Source organism: Xenorhabdus aichiensis (assembly GCF_028598775.1).
GTDB classification, from domain to species: domain Bacteria; phylum Pseudomonadota; class Gammaproteobacteria; order Enterobacterales; family Enterobacteriaceae; genus Xenorhabdus; species Xenorhabdus bovienii.
The window spans coordinates 44,841-63,256 of the sequence record NZ_JAQRFO010000016.1; the positions used below are offsets into that span (position 1 = coordinate 44,841).

The window sequence follows — 18,416 nt, forward strand, 5'->3', positions numbered from 1 at the left end:
CCAAATTAATTAAATTTTAATGTTTAAATTATTTCAGTGTTAATTATTTTATCATCTGAAAAATTCAGCGGGAACCTATGAGCGGCTCCATACCATCGTGATTTCAGGCTCACCGGTATGTTCATCGATACCCTGCTCTTTTTCTTCGAAGCCCTGACTTTCATAAAACTGCCTGGCTTTGGTATTCTTTTCATAGACATTAAGCGTTAAAGAATTACGGACTTCAAATGCATGATTTAATAATTGCAACCCGATCCCTCGGTTTTGATACTCAGGAAGTACAAAAATTGAGGCCAGAATATTATCCAGAAGACTAATAAAACCGACGATTTCCTTGTTTATCGTCGCGACAACCGTCTCGGAATTTGGAATATAAATTTCTTTCATATCTTTTTTACATGAATACCAAAAGTCTTTTGAGACAAATTCATGGCACTCAATCGAAGTATTGAACCAAACATCGACTACTGCTTGTACATCACTGTCAATCTCAATCGGTCTCAATTTTATATCACCAGAATATTTATTACTCATTTTCTTCTCCTGTTAAATATGACTTTGACAATAAATTATCGTGTACTTTAACACATTTTTCATGTAGTAGAATCTATATCATTTTTTAAATATTAACATGTCAGTGCTCTAAACTCGCTTTCTCTATAAGAGTCTTTCTACGGTTAGCTAATTTTGCGCGTCTAGAAACTGTTTCATTCGCGGACTTAATATTTATTACACTATCATCCGATGTATTATGCTCAATATATGATACTAGCTTATTTATATTGGTATAAGTAAAAAAATCTACAATTTTAATTTTTCGTGGCAAAAATTCATTTAATATATTGGCTATACGAAGGATTTTAATTGAGTTTGCCCCTAGCTCGAAGAAACTCTGGTTTTGATCTATATCAGATACAGCTAAAACATTCTCGAAAACTTCAATAACTTTTTGTTTGTGTTCTGATTTGTCATTAAAGACAAATTTACTCTGTCTTTCTGGGGTCACTTCGGGTAAGGTGCGTTGGTCAATCTTACCATTGCTAGTTAATACTATACGATCCAGTTTAATAAAAATGTTTGGCGTCATGTAATCGGGTAATCTGGCGTTAATATAGGCTCTTAAGTCGCTTTCAGGAATATTAACGTCAGCAACATAATATGCCACAATCTGACTCTCGCCATGAATATCTTTCACCAGTACTGCCGCATTATGACAATCTTTATACGACCTAATGACAGAGGCTATTTCATCTAGTTCTATTCTATAGCCTCTTACTTTAACTTGATTATCATTGCGACCAATATACTCGATAATCCCTCCGGCTCTGATAACCGCTAAATCTCCCGTTTTATACATTCTTTCATGAGGGATAAACGGGTTTGAAATAAAGCGCTCTGAGGTTAGCTCATCCTTATTGAGATATCCACGTGCCAGTATTTTCCCCCCGATATAAAGTTCGCCGGGTACTCCCTCAGGTTGTGGCTGTAAGAACCGATCTAACACATAGATACGCGCGTTACTAATCGGGCGGCCGATCGGTACTGACAACTTTTTCTTGTCTGCCTGCGGATCATATTGATAATACATGCACCCAACCGTTGCCTCTGTCGGGCCATACTCGTTAAAAATACCAGATGGGTTAACTAACGAATTTTCTACCTGACGGCACAATGAGGTTTCAAGTTGCTCACCACCGACTATGAAGGTTGATAAATTGCTATGGCGGAAATCGGTTGTTTGACTCAGTAGATTGAGTTGAGAGGGAGTGAGTTTAATATGCGTCGTAGCCGCCAGCTTACTGACCTCTTGTATTGATTCCAGTGAATTTTTCCCTACAATTTCAATGGTGCCGCCGGATATCAGTGGACACCATATAGAGGTCACGGTTAAATCAAATGCCAGACTCGTAAATAAAGGATAGACTGTTTTTTTACTGTCGTAATGATATTTCTCTATCGCCCAGTATACATAGTTCATCACTGTTTGATGCTCGACCATGACTCCCTTGGGTTCACCCGTTGAACCCGAAGTAAATATGGTGTACATCAAATCATTTTCTTGATGATCATGCTCCGGAATTTTTGCTTCTACCGTCGGTAATGCAACAAAACTTCTGAGTTCTGTATCCTCAATTAACCATTTAACACCTTGAGTAATAATATTGCTGACACGTTCTTCTGGGGTTGATATGTCCAAAGGAACATATACCGCACCTATTTTATTAATGGCAATAAATAAAGCAATAGTATGAGCACTCGGCTTACATTTAACAGCGACTAAATCTTTAGACTTAATCCCTTTTGAAATTAAGCCTTGCGCAATTTTATTAACTACACTATCGAGTTCATTGTAGGTAAATACGTCATTAGCTGAACGAATAGCGACTTCATTACTATAGTTTTCTACAGATTTATTCCAAGCATCTATCAAGTGAAGAGGTTTATCTAAAACGATATCATTATCATTAAAATCAAAGACAATATTCTTGTACTCTTTATCATCCAGTAAATTCAATTCACTTAAGGTCAAATGGGGTTGTGTAGCAATATCCCCAATGATCTTGCTGAAATGGATCAAAACTTTATCCATTATCTCTTTATCAAATTTGGCACTGTTAAAGCTAAATTTTAATAGAGCATCATCAAGTAAATTAATTTCCAAAGTAAGGTCAAAATTTGTTGTTTCAAAAATATCATATGACTCGACACTCACGTGAGTTGATAACGCACTTAATCGCTTGGCGAGTGGATAATTTTCAATAACGACAATACTATCGAAGAGATTTTGCCGGACTTGGTTAACATGTTGTATTTCTGATATCGGATACTCAGTATAGCCATCTCTTTCGAGAATTTGATTATGCAGTTTTTTTACCAGATTTTTTAAACTGAGAGAGCCATTCAGATTATCTATAACGAGTGGAGGCGTTTGAATATAAAGCCCAATACTATCTTCAATACCGGCCAACAAGTTATCTCTTCCTGACACGGTGGTTCCAAAACAAACAGAGTTAGAGTCATTATATTTGGATAAGATCAGGCTCCAGGCCGTATAAAATACGGTTGCTATCGTAACTTCATTACTTTTGCAGAATTTATCAACCGATTGTAAAAGGATTTTATCCAGGGAGTGAGTCAGGCACTTGATGCTATACGTTTCAGAGTCATTGATTGAAGGCAGACTTATTGCTGCGTCAACGTCTATTTTGTTAACCCAGAAGTCTTTGGTACCCTTACAATCGCGCACCTTATTCAAATGTTGAATATAATGTTCATAATTAAGGTGACAGTCTTCATCACTTAGGTGTTCGTTATCATAATAACTCCAAAGTTGATTGATCAGGATCCCAAGGCTCCAGCCATCTAAAGATATATGATGATACTGTAGATGGAGTAGTGATTTATGCGCACTTAGTTTATGCAGTGTTAACTTTACTGGGTTGGTTTCTAAATCAATTTCAGTCTCACAAAACTTAATTCTATCATTGTAACTATTGATATCATGAACAAGATCTGGGTTTACATGTATAACTGATAATGGATTATACTTATGTTTAAATATAATTTGTACGGGTTGGCTTAAACCACGCCACCTTAATATCGTACGTAGAGAATCATGCTCAGATACCACTTTATTCCAGGCTTTCTCTAATCGCTTATCATTAATATCGCCATTAAGGACTAAGGTGAAATTGGTGACGTAAATACTTTTGCTTTCTTCTTTAATAGAGTGATATAGCATCCCTTCTTGCAAAGGGCTTAAGGCAACAATGTTGTAATTCACAGGCATACCTAATCGATCATGTCGTTAAATTTAGTTAATTGGATTCATAAATTTCATGAGCATTTTCTATGCCCATAAATACTTTGGATATTTTCAAATACCCCTCTGATAGTACTCTGGTATTTCTCATGTCCTGTAACATACAGTAATAGTCATCCAGTTTTTCCGTTTCGATAATGGCAAAATCTTGAAAGTCAGCCGTGAATCCTTCGGTGTCTATGGTTCGCATATTAATCGAATTTTTGTATTTACTGAGTATTTCCGGCAGAGATTCGTTCTGGAGTTGTTGACGTTCTGAACGATTAAGTGCATTCCATTTTTCGTTAAAAACTAAAGTCCAGATAATGACGTATTTCATTGTTGCACCTCTATAATGTTGGCGATATCACGAGATAAGCTGTTGATGACATCCAATGTGTATTTTTGCAGATAAAAGTGACCTCCTTGAAACGCGTTTATCTGACTTTGACCTGAAATATACCTACCCCAATCTTTCATAATTTCAGGTGTGACTGCGGTGTCCTCTTGGCCGGAATATAGGCTGACTAATATTTCAGGGTGGATGATAGCTTCACTCATTTTCCAATTTTCAATGGCCTTGAAATCATTCCTAATGATATTAAGCATGATTTTCAGTACTTGCTCATTTGCGATTAACTCACTGACATCCCCTAATGTTTTTAAATATTCTAAAAGCTCAGGGTCTGTCATTGTGCCGCGCCGGGCAGTTTCCGTATTTCTCAAATGCGGAGGTTTATAAGCAGAAAGACCAAGCCATATAGGGTATAAAGACTGCACTTGTAATCTGAGCGTTAATTCATAAGCCAGCAAGGCGCCCATACTATGGCCAAAAAATGCAAATGGCCTATCAGTTTCGATCTTGGGAAGGAATAGTTCAATCATGTCTTCGATTGATTCCAAGCTACGCTCCCCGAAACTCATTCCTCTGCCAGGAAGTTCTAAAGCGTTAAATTCAATCCAGTCTGGTAATTCTCGTTGCCATGCTCTATATAACATGTGTGAGCCACCAGCATGATGCAAAAGGTATAATTTCAATTTTGCATTTTTAGGGTTATTTAATTTAATTAGATTTGGCATAAAAACTCTGTATTACAGTGATGTTAAATCTGACTGTTTATTGATGCTCAGCGATTATTCAGTCTAGAAGGATATCAGTGACAAGTTATACCTGCCACTGTTCGATATTTATTGATAACTAAATAAGATTAAAAATTAAAGTCCAACAACTCTTCTGTTTGCAAATTGTTATTTTCATCCCGTTCACCTTTGCCTAATAACAGCCTGATACTGTCATCGGGTTTAGAGACAATGCCTTCTAACAGTGCAATATATTTATCTTTGAAGCGTTCAATACTTTCATCTCTAAATAGCTCGCTTTTGTATTCGAAACTAAACTCATACCCTGTTTCTGTTTCTTTGACAAAGAACGCCAAGTCAAATCGTGAGCTTTCCTGGCTTATATCATAGCGACTGAATTTAACATCCGGTAATGTAAAGTCCGCCATCCCAATATTCATATATGAAAACACGGTATCAAAGATAGGGGTTCTATTTAACCTTGGCTTAATATTGAGCGCTTTGACCATATCTTCAAATTGAAAATCTGAATTTTCAAATGCTGCAATGGTATTTTCAGCCACATTATTAACAAAACATTTAAAAGATAAATCGTCGTCAAGTTTAAATGTGATAGGTAATAGGTTTACAAACATACCTATTATATCTTGTAACTCGCTTTGCGGACGACCCAATATAGGCGTACCAACCGCAAACGCATCTTGGCCTGAAATATCTTTAAGGAATAGAGCATATGATGAGATAAACAGCATAAATCTCGTTATATTTTCTCTATTGGCAAATTCATCCAGTCTATCGCTCAATTTTTTGTTAATGGTGAAATAGATACGTTGACCTTTATGGCTATGGCTGTCAGTTCTGGGATAATCAGTCGGTAATTGCAGTTCTGATACCTGCTTTAAATTTGAAATCCAGAATTCTTGCTGTTTCTGTATCCGACAACTATTCGCCATATTATGTTGCCAAACCGTGTAGTCCTTATATTGAACATCTAAAGGTTTCAGGCGCTTATCTTGGTATATCTCTAAAAAATCTCTTACAAAAATATCCTGAGAAAGGCCATCAGAAATAATGTGGTGCAAATCTAAGAAGAAAATGTATTGATCTTCTTTCACCTCAATTAAGATCGGCCTCATTAACGGAAGTTCATTTAAGTTAAAGGGTTTAATGAGACTTTGAACCTTGCTTTTTATTTCCTCATTGCTCAAACCTGATGAGTTCAACTTTATATGTTCTAAATTGATCTCAAGATCTTGATGACATTTCTGCCTTGGCTCTCCGTTAATGAGTACAAATGAGGTTCTCAATGAGTCGTGCCGTTTAACGAGTGACTGTAACGTTTTGTTGAATTTGTCTTTGTCTAATTTACCTGAGATGCTAAAAGCGGCTGTCTCATTATAGGCCACCGAGTTTTTATCCAATATTTGTTGCAAATAGAGTCTTCTCTGGCCTGGTGAGAGGGGGTAGTTCTCTTGCTCTTCTGCCGGCAGTATCGCCTGATACTCCGATTTGCCAAATTGAGAATCGGTTAAAGCAACAATGTCTTTAATCGTCGGGTTTTTAAAGAAATGCGTTAACGACACGTCGATCTGACAGCTTTTATGGATTCTTGATAATAGCGTTATCGCCTTCAGAGAGTTTCCACCCAGATCAAAGAAATCGTCCTTCATGCCTATCGATTCAATTCTTAAAAATTCTTGCCAAATTGAAACGAGTTTTTTCTCAATCTCACTGTTCGGTGCGACGTACTCAGAATCCAAATCAGGTCTAGCTGAATAACCGCTATCATCAGACCCCTGCTCATTTTTACTTAAAGAAGGATTTGACCATTGTGCAATTCGGGCATTGATATCTGCGGTTGAAATAACAACCGCATCTTTTTCCTGGTACTTAAGCACCTCTTCTAATAATGAGATCCCCTCTTCTTTAGTCACCAGAAGGTGTGACAGGCTGCTACCGATTTTCGCGTTAAGTTCTGTTTTTTCAGCCAGCTCCCAGCCATCCCAATTAATCAATGTCCATTTTTTGTCATTTTGCCGATTGTGCCGTAATACAAAAGCGTCTAGATAAGAACTGGCTGCTGCATAGGCAAAAAAGCCTAAGCCGCCTAAAATAGGTGCCAGGGAAGAAAGGATTAAACAAAAATCGTAATTAACGGGCTCCAATACCTGCTCTAAAACCTCTATTCCTTTTTGCTTAGAGGTAAGATGACTATCAATATAATCACTCTCAGTTTCATTGATTGATCTCAGAGAGGCCTCACCGGTCAAACCCGCTAAGTAAAATACACCATCAATGCGACCATATTTGGCAGTGGTATCCTGAATAAATGCGTCCATCGCGACCCGATCACTCGCATCGACTTGAGCGAATTCTAAGTTAGCGGCATCATTGGACACTTGTTGCCATTTGTCATCGATATTTTGCCGGGATCGTGAGGTAATGATGAGGTTTGCATTATATTCAGTGGCAAGATATTGCGCGAAAGTGTGTCCGATAAAGCCTCGTCCGCCAATCAGGAGATACACACCCTCTTTTTTCAATCGAGAAGTCTCATCATTCATGATCGGCGAGTAAGGTAAAAACACCTCAGCCCATCTTCGGTTATTGCGGTAAACAACATTTTTATTGTCACGCTCGGCTATTTCGCGGATCAACTTGTCAGCAGAGCAATCATTCAACGCACCGACATCGATAACCTTACAGCACAACTCATGGAATTCTTGTCGAATAACCGTGCTGATAGACATCATCGCAGCAGCAAATGGATTAATGTCCGGTTCATTACATACCACAACGCCATTCTGAGTCAGCAATGTGACATTCATTAAATCAGGGTGATTGGAAAATGCGCGGTGTGATTTTAATAAATAGAGTACAGCAGCCAATTGCTCATTGAGAGACAAGTCAACATTGATACAATCGATGACCATTTCTTCTATCGAGATTTCGTTATTATTGAGCAGCTCAAAGAGATTTTTGTAGTCGTCATAGTTCAGACAGCGAAGGGTACTTAATGATTCAATTGCTAGCTCACATTCGGAGCCAACCTTAACTCGAACCGCTTTTTGATAATGATTTAATAATGCTTTTTCAAAGGTTGTACTTTGATCATTAGAAGAGCCAAGCTTGAAGATTAGCGCCGATTTTGTGCATTCCACCGGCTTTGTAGGTTGCAAAATATGTTGCTGCCAAGCGGCTTGATAAAGCCAATCTGACATATTGTCATTCTTTTTAATACAAAGTTGATCTGTCTCTACGTGTTGAGTGCCAGAAAATAAGCTCAAGAAATTGGCATTTTTGGGCCAGAAAACACTTTTTTCAAAAGCATAACCCGGTAATGATATACGCCTGCAATCTTGTGCTACGCTAACTTTTCGCCATTGTATCTGAATTCCCTGTTGCCATATTTTGCCTAACCCAGACCAGAATAAATACGGCTGAGTTTGCGCTTTATTATCCTCAGGCAGCAATTGTATGATCGACTGTGAAGCGTCTTGAGGGACATATCGGCGGACGAGATTAACGAGATCTCTTCCCACTCCGACTTCAATAAACACACAAGATTTATTATTGAGAATATTTTCCAGACCGCGAATAAAACAGACTGTTTTTTCTGCTTGGTCAGCCCAATATTGGATTGATGTTGACTCGGCGGCAGTCAGTTCCTCACCGGTAACTGATGAAATAATAGGGGTTTTAGGTTCACCTAATGTGAAACCCGAAAGTACCCGCAACAGTTGTTTATTTATCGCCGCCATAGCCGGAGAATGAGCTGCGTGCTTAGACTTGATCGGGGTTGTTAAGATACGTTTTTTCTTTAATACCTGGGAAAATTCCTCAATTGATTTTTCATCGGATGAAACAATGCAGGAATCTTTATTATCTACAGCGACAACGATACCGCCAGGGCAAAGTGCTAATACCTCTGACGCCGGAAGCGGAATACTCAGCATGGCACCGGTAGGCAGGCTCTGCATCAGCTGCCCCCGTTTAACGACAAATTTTAGCGCATCTTCTAATGTGAATACTTCTGCAATTGTGGCTGCAACCAGCTCCCCAAAGCTATAACCTAATAAGGCCGAGGGCTTGATACCCGCTTCAATTAAGCAATTAGCCAGTGCATATTCAACAATGAAAATTGCCGGCTGTGCATATTGCGTTTCACTGAGATAATTGACCTTATCATTGTGAAACCATTTTTCTTTCAATGACTCACCAAGATACCTTGAAGCTATCGTCAAGCAGCGATCAACTTGCGAGCGGAATGCCGCATGTTTTTCATACAATGACAACGCCATATTTGTATATTGTGCGCCTTGTCCTGGCAACATAAATACAATATGACGTTCCGAATCTTTTGCTTTCGTTGGGTTCGCGGTAACCTTTTCCAGTGCTTCACCTATCTCTTGAATATTTGAACCCACAAAAGCCTTACGGTAACGGTGATGGGTTCTCCCCTCTTGTAGCACATAGGCAATATCACACAATCTGTGTTTTTGTGAGGATCGAAGCGCAGTAAGGATATTTTGTTGATTATGATTAAGCGCGGCAGGTGTCTCAGCGGATATCAAGAAGACGTTAGGGTATTCATCTTCATGAAGCGCTTCTTGCTTATCAGCCTCAGCGAGCACGATATGGGCGTTAGTCCCTCCAATCCCGAAAGAACTCACACCGGCAATGCGCTTTTCGTGAGTCGGCACAGACCAGTCCATGAGTTTATCTACGACTTTAAACGGCGTTTCTTCTATGTGAAGCTTATCGTTTGGCTGGTGATAGTGAAGAGTCGGTGCTAGCTGCTTATGCTTCAATGACATGACCGTCTTAATCACGCCAGCAACACCCGCCGCCTCATCTAAATGGCCAATATTACTTTTCACTGCCCCCAACCAGCAGACATTGCCAGAATTTCGGAACACTCGAGACAAGGCAGAAACTTCAATCGGATCGCCAATTTCGGTTGCTGTTCCGTGGCATTCAATGTAGCTCACGTCTTCAGCTTCTACTCCCGCCAGCATTTGAGCACTCGAAATAACTTCTGCTTGCCCTTCTACACTAGGTGCGGTGAAGCCGACTTTGCGTTGACCATCATTATTGATTGCCGAACCCTTTATGATCGCGTGTATGTGATCATTGTCTTCCAAAGCCCTGTCTAACGGTTTTAGCAGGAGAATACCGGCTCCGCTCCCCCCCACCGTACCATTCGAATCGATGTCAAAAGGACGACAATGACCGTCGGCAGAACGAACCATTCCCTGCTGATACAGATAGCCAGACTCTTGAGGCAGGGTAATTGATACCCCCCCTGCCAACGCTAAATCACAATCACCACTTAGAATAGACTGACATGCCGTATGAATGGCAACTAGCGACGTTGAACATGCCGTATGAATCGCCATTACGGGGCCATTCAGGCCTAATCGGTAGGCCGTTCTGGTAATGATTGATTCAGGCAGGTTCCAGTTTACGATATCAAACGTTTCGGCAGGCGTAAGCTTTTGTTTAAGTAAGTTTGAAATCCAGGGAATGTTAGATGCCGCACCGGCAAACAGCCCTATCCTTTCACGGCTATGACTCGGAGCATAGGCCGCATCCTCTAATGCGTGCCAACAGCACTCGTGCAGCAACCGGCACTGGGGATCCATCTTATCCACTTCATCTTTAAGATAGCCAAACACATTGTTATCGAAAGACTTATAATCATCGAGTACCGCTTTAGCGCCTACAAAGTTGGGATCGTTTATCTCCTCCTCTTTATAACCGCTTTTTATTAACTCTTCATGAGTGAATTTTTTAATACTTTCCTTGCCTGAAATCAGATTTTGCCAAAACTCTTCGGGGGTTTTTGCATCAGGAAAATTACAAGCCATGCCAACAATGGCAATATCAAATGAATCTGTCATAAATTAATAACCAAATTTTATATAGATAATTGAGAGACTAAGTCTTCAAGCTCTGTGGATGATAATGAAATAGTCGGGAAGTCAGTCAATGTATATACGCGCTGATATAATTGGTCTTCCAGATTAAGTAGAGATTCAAGCACATCTCGCAGGGTATTGGTGATATTGGTGATATCACTTTCATTCACATGCGTATTCAGGTAGCTCATGCTGACTTTGCAAGAACCTTCCCAGTAGATATTACAGTCCAACAGGTCTGTATATAGATTATCTTCATGTGAGATGATATTGGGATGAATCGATTTTATTTGGATCAGATCGGTTGTCTCGCTTTGATCAAAGTCCCCGAGATAATTAAATCTGGGTAACTTATGTTCATATTCGTATTGACTTCCTGTAGGGCTGTAGCGAATAGATTGATATCCCATGCCATTATCCTTCACTGCGCGTAATCTTTCCTTAGCTTGCTTGATATGGCTGATAATATCTTTGTTGCAATCAATAACCAGAGGATAAATTGAGGTAAACCAGCCTACCGTTCTATTTAGATCGAGATCGCTGGAATGTAAACTTCGACCAATACCTTCTAATTCAACCGCAAAATTATTTTTGTCGAACTGTTTAAATAGCGCATAGGTAAAAATTGCAAAGAATAATTCATTCGGCTTGATTTTCATTGAGGAACATAACTGCAAAAATTGCCCCTGATCCCTAGTTGTCAGATTGGTATTAAAATACTTTATTTCCGGCTTTTCTAAAGGGTATTTAGCAATATCTGCAAGCGCTGTCGAACGGCTTTGTGCTTGCCAGTAAGACTGTTCATCAGCATCAAGATCACGATAATGATCTTCAACCAGATTAACCCACTTGGCAAAGCGGTTGTTTGGTTTTGGCAGAGAGAGCGTTTTTCCCTGAACCCATTGGCTGGCTAATAGGTTGAGATCATCAAGTAAAATCCTCCATGACACACCATCTACAACCAAATGATGGGCAAAAACCATCAGCTCCTGTTCGCCCTCTTTCCGTAACAGAACCGCTTGAAATAAAGGTGTTTGAGGCCATTCTGTTTCATTCAATCTATTTCGTACAATACTCTCTTTCTCTTCGAAACCAGTCACATCCAGCACATTAATTTTTACCAAGCTGCCGTTGTCTTTAACCAATAACTGACGACTACTTTCATCAAAATACGTATTCAATATCGGATGAGAAAAGATGAGTCTATTGAAGATTTTTTCAAGATCTGAATCATCCAGTTGACTGGATATTTTCAGAGTTAACATTTGATGGTAGATATCTTTTCTATCTAAACCTAAACCAGCAAACCATTTCATAATGGGTGTTAAAGCAAATTCATTAACTTCAATGTCTTCTTCTTCACAAGATACAGGGGTTCTATCATTAATGAGTCGGCATAATGCTCTTGGTGTCGGTGACTGAAAAATATCTTTCACTTTTACCACTAAGCCTTTTCTTTGTAAAAGCGTGACTAATTGAATAGCCTTAATCGAATCACCGCCGTATTGATAGAAATTACTGTTTACGGTTAGCTCTTCGCAACGCAGAATATGCTTAAATTCATCGAGTACACTGTTTTCAATGTCACTGTTCTCTATCTCATCATCAATTTCCTCAACCTCAAATTTAATCTGAGATAAAATATCGGTATTCACTTTACCATTAAACGTTAAGGGTATTTCATCGATAAATTTGAAATATTGAGGAACCATATAAGCAGGAAGGTAGGATGATAAATAGTCAGAAAGCAGAGGCTTGCTGGCCGTTTTCTTATCAGCCGCTACGATAAAAGCCTTCAATATCGCAGAGCCACTTTCGATTTCATCGACCAGAACCACAGCATCTTTGACGAGTTCGTGCTTTAACAACCGACTCTCTATTTCATCCAACTCAATGCGATGTCCTCTAATCTTTATCTGCTTATCTATTCTTCCGATATAGATGATGTTTCCTGTCGCATCTCGGTAGGCTAGATCGCCTGATAAATAAGACCGTTGACTAGGATGAAACTTATCTGTTACGAATTTCTCTCTGGTAAGTTCTTCTTTATTCCAGTATCCAGCCGATATGCCATTCCCCGCGATAACAATCTCACCCTTAATATACGGCGCACAATGTCTGCCATGCTTGTCTAAAATATAAATTTGAGTATTGTCTATCGGAATACCAATTGGAACAGAGATGGCCTTGTCATGGCAGGGGTTATATTTATGGATCATACAACCAACCACTGTCTCGGTAGGCCCATATTCATTTAATATTTCGACTTTTCCATGAAACTGCGTATCAGTGTGGCTCGCCACTTCCACTTTTAAGCTTTCTCCGCCGACAACAAACCGACGCACAGAACAATACTGCTCTATATTTTCATGCTTGATGGCCTGCAAATGCGAAGGCGTACATTTGATGACTGTCGCTTTGTTATCATGAATAATATCACTCAGTACAAAGTTAGTACTTTCCCGATAGATTTTAATTGCTGCACCGGCCAGCAATGGTGGGAAGATAGAGGTGACCGTCAGATCGAACGTCAGCGGGGTGTAATAAGCGGCGACGTCTGATGTTTCAGGGTAGTAAGCCTTAGCCGCCCACTGACAATAATTAACTAATTCAGCCTGACGAATAACGGTGCCCTTCGGCAAGCCCGTTGAACCTGATGTATATATCAAATAAGCCGCTGTTTCACTCTGGCATTCACAGGGCACCGTTTCCGGGTGAATCCCGTAGCTCGTCTGTAGTGAGGTCAGGTCATAATGAGGAAAATGCTCAGGTAAAGATGATGCCCATTCTGTCGGACATAAAACTAAACTACACAGACTATCATTGAGTATGTACGCGATTCTTTCGTCCGGTAAATCCCGTTCCAGCGGAACATAAGTCGCGCCAATATGCATAATGGCCAGTAGTGCTGCAATTTGAAGCGAACTTTTGGGTAATAATACGGCGACACGAGAGTCTGTCGAAATGCCGTATTCTTTAAGCTTATTACTGATTGCATTCACTTTACACTGCAAGTCTGCATAAGTAACTTCAGTGTCACCCTCTATTACCGCGACACGTTCTGGATTAATACATGCCGTTTGATTAAATAGCTCGATGACAGTCAGGTGAGTACGTGCAGCATTATATTTAGCCGATTCAATTTCTTTTAATTGACCCTGATTCACTAAATCAAATTCGACCAGCTTACGCGACGGGAATTGGCAGACCTGTTCACAGGTTACTATGAATTGGTCGATGATAGAATCGACTTGCTGTTCAGAATATTCGTTTGTTTTGAAGTCACAATATATTTTTGTGATCTTTTCATTAAACAGCTCTTTAACGAGAAACTGTATAGAATATTGCTGTTCACCGGGAAATATATCCTCAACAATCAAAGGTAAGTTTTCCAGCGTTATTTCATATTTTGTATTTGAGTAGTTATAACTTACGTCAAAAATCTCTTCGCTTCTTTCATTATTATTACTGACAGTTTTAAGCAGATCTGAATAATCGAATCGCTGATGCCGGTAAGCTTCTCGGGTGTTTTTACTTACTTGGTGTAACAAATCCTCAAATGATTGCTCCTCATCGACCTCACATTGCATGGCTATTGTAGATACCGTCATTGAGTTTCGATGAGAGTCAGTCTTTTTTCTACCATGTAAAGGCATGCCAACGGTCAACGTTTCCTGCCCCGAAAACCTTCCCAGTAACAGGTACAATGTAGCAAGATATATTGAACTTTCCGAACAACCGCATAGGGAGGCAAGCGCCTTCACATGATCGGATACTCGATTGGGAATATCATAGACTTTCCTCTTGGCCGCGGTGGCTAAACTTTTATTTCCCAGAATAAAGTGAGTACCACCCTCCAGATTAGAAAGTGCTGATTTCCAGTATTCGCTATCTTTAGAATGAGAGTGGCTTGAAAGGTACTTTTCTTCTCTGTCCAGAAAATACTGTTGGTCGTCTTCGACCATTTTTACATCTTCTTTGTTATTAACGCTATTTTCATAGCATTCACAAATTCGGGTGATCATATTTTGCATGGTTGTCGCATCAGCAATAATATGATGCAACTTAATCAAAAACCCATATTTTCTTTCAGTGACCTTGTAGACGGAGAAGTCATATAGTGATGAATCCGTTTTCATTTGGGCAGACAATACTTGATGACGCCACTGATCAAATGCATCATCAGGCTTGTCATTCGCGCTAAAATCGAATTTTCCTATCATAAATTCGGTTCGTTCTGAAGTCACAAGCTTTGGGGGAACTTCATTATTCAGAACAAAATGTAAGCACTGGTTTTCTCTAATAACTTGTATGATTGCATCGCGTAACTTAACTAAATCCAGATTCTTTTCGACGCTACAGGTGCCACCAATATTGAACATCCCCGTTCCTTGGTATTTTTCTTCTGTAGCCCATATACCTCGCTGAACCCTTGTCATACTATATAATTTATTACCGCAAGACATTTTTATAACCTATTTGTTTGTTTAAATTTAAAATTTCATATGTAATTTATGAAGTATTATTTTTAAAATGACCGATTTTTAAATTTTAGATATCACCTGGCTTTTATCATATGATCATATTGATTTTTTAGATTGTGTCTGAACGTTTTAAATTATTATTTCTGGATTGTTCCTTAGCAAACTGAATGCGGCGAACGAGTACAACTGAACAATTAAATATACTTGCCAGTAAGCTGATAATTAAAAATACATGCATCAATAAAAAGCTACCTGGCATCCAAATAACAAACGTTGTCCAGGAAATATTTAATATTGCCATCGGGAAAACGAGACTCAGTAGCGTACAAAGCATACAAAAGATAATGAATGCAAATAGGGTAAAACGATTTTTCTTGGAAAAATTTTCTCTTTTTTTCACAAAAATATTTCGATAAATGCTAAAACCAATCAATAGAATAAAGGGTAAAATAATCAGGCTTATGATTAAAAAAGCACGATCAAATGAATCAAATAACTTAACGTCATCGGGAGAAGTTAATTTTAATATTTGTTGATTTGAAGAAATTTGATCTAATATCTGCTCGCCAATAGCAAAAGTCACATTGCTATTTACATTGGCCATGACAGCAACTGCGGCGCCGGAACCCACATGAACACCAACAAAACTAGAAAAGCTTGGGTTCATGCCAGTATGGAATATCTTCTCTCCATCAACATACCATCCCATGGCATAGTGACTGTTATTCCCTTCGTTTGTCGCCACCACTTTATCTGGCGTAAACATCCGTTTTTTAGCGCGCTCTAATGCTGGATAATCATCACCACTCAGAAAACGCAGCCACTTTTCCATATCTATCGCATTAGTTTGAATATATCCGGCAGGAACATTGGCTACAACAAAAGGCGCATTATACGGTCTGGGTGCAAGGTAACTTATTTGATGGCCTGTAGATTTGTTTTCAACAAAAGCCTCTACAGAGGTCTGGTTCATGTTGAACGGCGCTAAAACATAGGTCTGTAATAGCTGTTGGTAAGACATTTGCGTCACGATTTCCATCATTCTGGCTGCGATGCCGTAATTAATGGTTGAGTAGGAGTGACTATGTCCAGGCACATTCTGAAGTTCAATCTTGTCGATCTTATTGAGCATATCTGCCAGAGACGTATTATCTTGACCGCCGTAGACAAAATCGATACTTGAAAATGGAATACCGGATGTATGATGTAATAACTGCAAAAATGTGACTTCGACCGGTTTACTATCATAGTAGAATGACAGAGCAGGTAAAATTGATGAAACCTTAGTCTCACCGTTTATTTTTCCCTCCTCAATTAACCTTGCTGCTATAAATCCAGTAAACGCCTTACTGGTTGACGCTAATTCAAACATAGTTGTTCCATCAATATTTTTATCAGCATTCATCCTTTCTTTGCCCAGGAAAATAAATTTTGCGTCTTTTTTGCTGTCTAAAATAACTATTGACAAACCAGGGATCTTGCCAACGTTCATATACTCAACGAGCTGCTTTTCTAAGGCACTATTCCCAGTCGATTCAGTTGCTGCATAGGAAATATTTATGAATATAAAACTGAAAAATATAAATAGATACTTAAATTTCATTTTATATATACTCTTCTCAGCGAGATTGACAATACGATTATAATGCGACGTTTCTGTTTTCATTTTCGAGAAAAATATCAGTATTTCTCCGCCATTTATTTATTTTATTTCTTAGATAGATAAGGGATAGAACAAATACTGAAATATCTGTTATAACGAAAGATAACGCCATATTTTCAACACCAAACATTTTATATATAAACCAAAGCAGGGCCAGCTGAACAAAAAGCTTAGAGAGAACGATAAATGTGGCATATTTCACTTCACCGATGCTTTGAAAGAAGCCGATAAAGATTAGGGTAAGCCCCAAAAATGCCAGTCCAATGAAAATAGATGATGCAATGTCTGTTGTTTCTTTGATCAAGGAAGGATCATCTGTAAAAATTTTAAACACAAGGTCGAAAGATAAAAACATTGAGAGAGTTAAAATAATCGAATATATACAGGATATTAGGCAAGCAACTTTCAAAGCACTTAAAGATCTCAAGTACTTTCCGGCACCAAAATTATAACTTGATAAAGTCTGTAATGCTGCCATCATTGCAATTAATGGTAGTATTAAAAAGCTGAGTATTCTAAATATAATACCATATGCACTGAGTAAGCTTTCCGCATTACCTAAGCCACTTTCTTTAATAAGAAAATTCACTAAAAATATGATTGCGCCATAAGAGAGATTGCTGATTAATGTAGGTATACCCAAGATCAATACTGAAATGACTATATTTATTTTAAAATTAAAGCTAATCAATGAAAGGTTGATCACCGTGTGGTGAGATCTAAATAGTAGGCATGCCCATATTAAGGCGATGAGGTTTGCAACGATAGTTGCTATTGCCGCGCCTCCTATTCCCATTTTAAATACAACGATAAATAATGCGTCAAATACAATGTTTGCCACTGATGCGGTTAGCATTATCGCAAACATTTGTTTGGTTTTTCCTTCGGCTCTGAGTAGATCGCCCGCTATAATGGTAATAATTAAAATTGGCATACAGAGTATCAGAGGATAAGCATAATCATATGCATAGCTGATAACATCTTCGGTTGCACCTAATGCATAAAGAATACTGTCTAGATTTATCAGCCCGACTAAAGTTAACAATAGAGATATTACTAACCCTGATATCAGGCTGATTATCGCGACTTGATTAGCATCGCCATTATTATTGGCACCTAAATGGCGTGAAACAAGGACGGCTGTACCTGTACCAAACATCACGCCTATTGCGCTGATAATGAGTAAGACGGGAAAGAATATCGAGAATCCTGCCATTGCATATGTGCCGATATAACGCGTAATAAAAATCGCATCAAAAAGACCATAAAGCCCTTGAATTGACATACCGAATATGATCGGGAAGGATAATTTCATGTAAACGGTAAAGATGGATTTATTTACCATTTCGTTGTTATTTTTCAATGACAATTCCTTTTTACACTCTTGGTTATCAATCAAGCCCAGTTTAAATTTTGGTATTGGTATACAAATTATTCATAAATAATATTTGTGGAGTTTTAACTCG

8 protein-coding genes are annotated in these 18,416 nt (G+C 38.7%); all 8 read right to left on the minus strand.

From position 1 onward, the window contains the following. Window positions 1–75: 75 nt before the first annotated feature. On the minus strand, window positions 76–534 hold the full coding sequence (locus PSI22_RS09280; protein ID WP_046335894.1) for a GNAT family N-acetyltransferase: 459 nt from the start codon (window positions 532–534) through the stop codon (window positions 76–78). A gap of 100 nt (window positions 535–634) precedes the next feature. Continuing rightward, entirely contained in the window at window positions 635–3,784 is a 3,150-nt protein-coding gene (locus PSI22_RS09285; RefSeq protein WP_273579495.1) for a non-ribosomal peptide synthetase, read from the minus strand. Window positions 3,785–3,818: 34 nt separating this feature from the next. Continuing rightward, window positions 3,819–4,142, minus strand: a complete 324-nt coding sequence (locus PSI22_RS09290) for a darcynin family protein (RefSeq protein ID WP_038197619.1) — start codon at window positions 4,140–4,142, stop codon at window positions 3,819–3,821. Beyond that, window positions 4,139–4,882: a thioesterase II family protein gene (locus tag PSI22_RS09295; protein ID WP_273579496.1), complete on the minus strand. Its 744-nt coding sequence runs from the start codon at window positions 4,880–4,882 to the stop codon at window positions 4,139–4,141. Before PSI22_RS09295 ends, PSI22_RS09290 begins: the two co-directional genes overlap by 4 nt. Window positions 4,883–5,010: 128 nt before the next feature. Then, entirely contained in the window at window positions 5,011–10,785 is a 5,775-nt protein-coding gene (locus PSI22_RS09300) for a type I polyketide synthase (RefSeq protein ID WP_273579497.1), read from the minus strand. A gap of 17 nt (window positions 10,786–10,802) precedes the next feature. After that, on the minus strand, window positions 10,803–15,269 hold the full coding sequence (locus tag PSI22_RS09305; RefSeq protein ID WP_273579498.1) for a non-ribosomal peptide synthetase: 4,467 nt from the start codon (window positions 15,267–15,269) through the stop codon (window positions 10,803–10,805). Window positions 15,270–15,396: 127 nt separating this feature from the next. Next, complete coding sequence (locus tag PSI22_RS09310; protein ID WP_273579499.1) at window positions 15,397–16,890, minus strand: serine hydrolase domain-containing protein; 1,494 nt, start codon at window positions 16,888–16,890, stop codon at window positions 15,397–15,399. A 37-nt stretch (window positions 16,891–16,927) separates the two neighbouring features. Then, a complete protein-coding gene (locus PSI22_RS09315) occupies window positions 16,928–18,313 on the minus strand; it encodes an MATE family efflux transporter (RefSeq protein WP_273579500.1) in 1,386 nt (461 codons plus the stop codon). Window positions 18,314–18,416 lie beyond the last annotated feature (103 nt).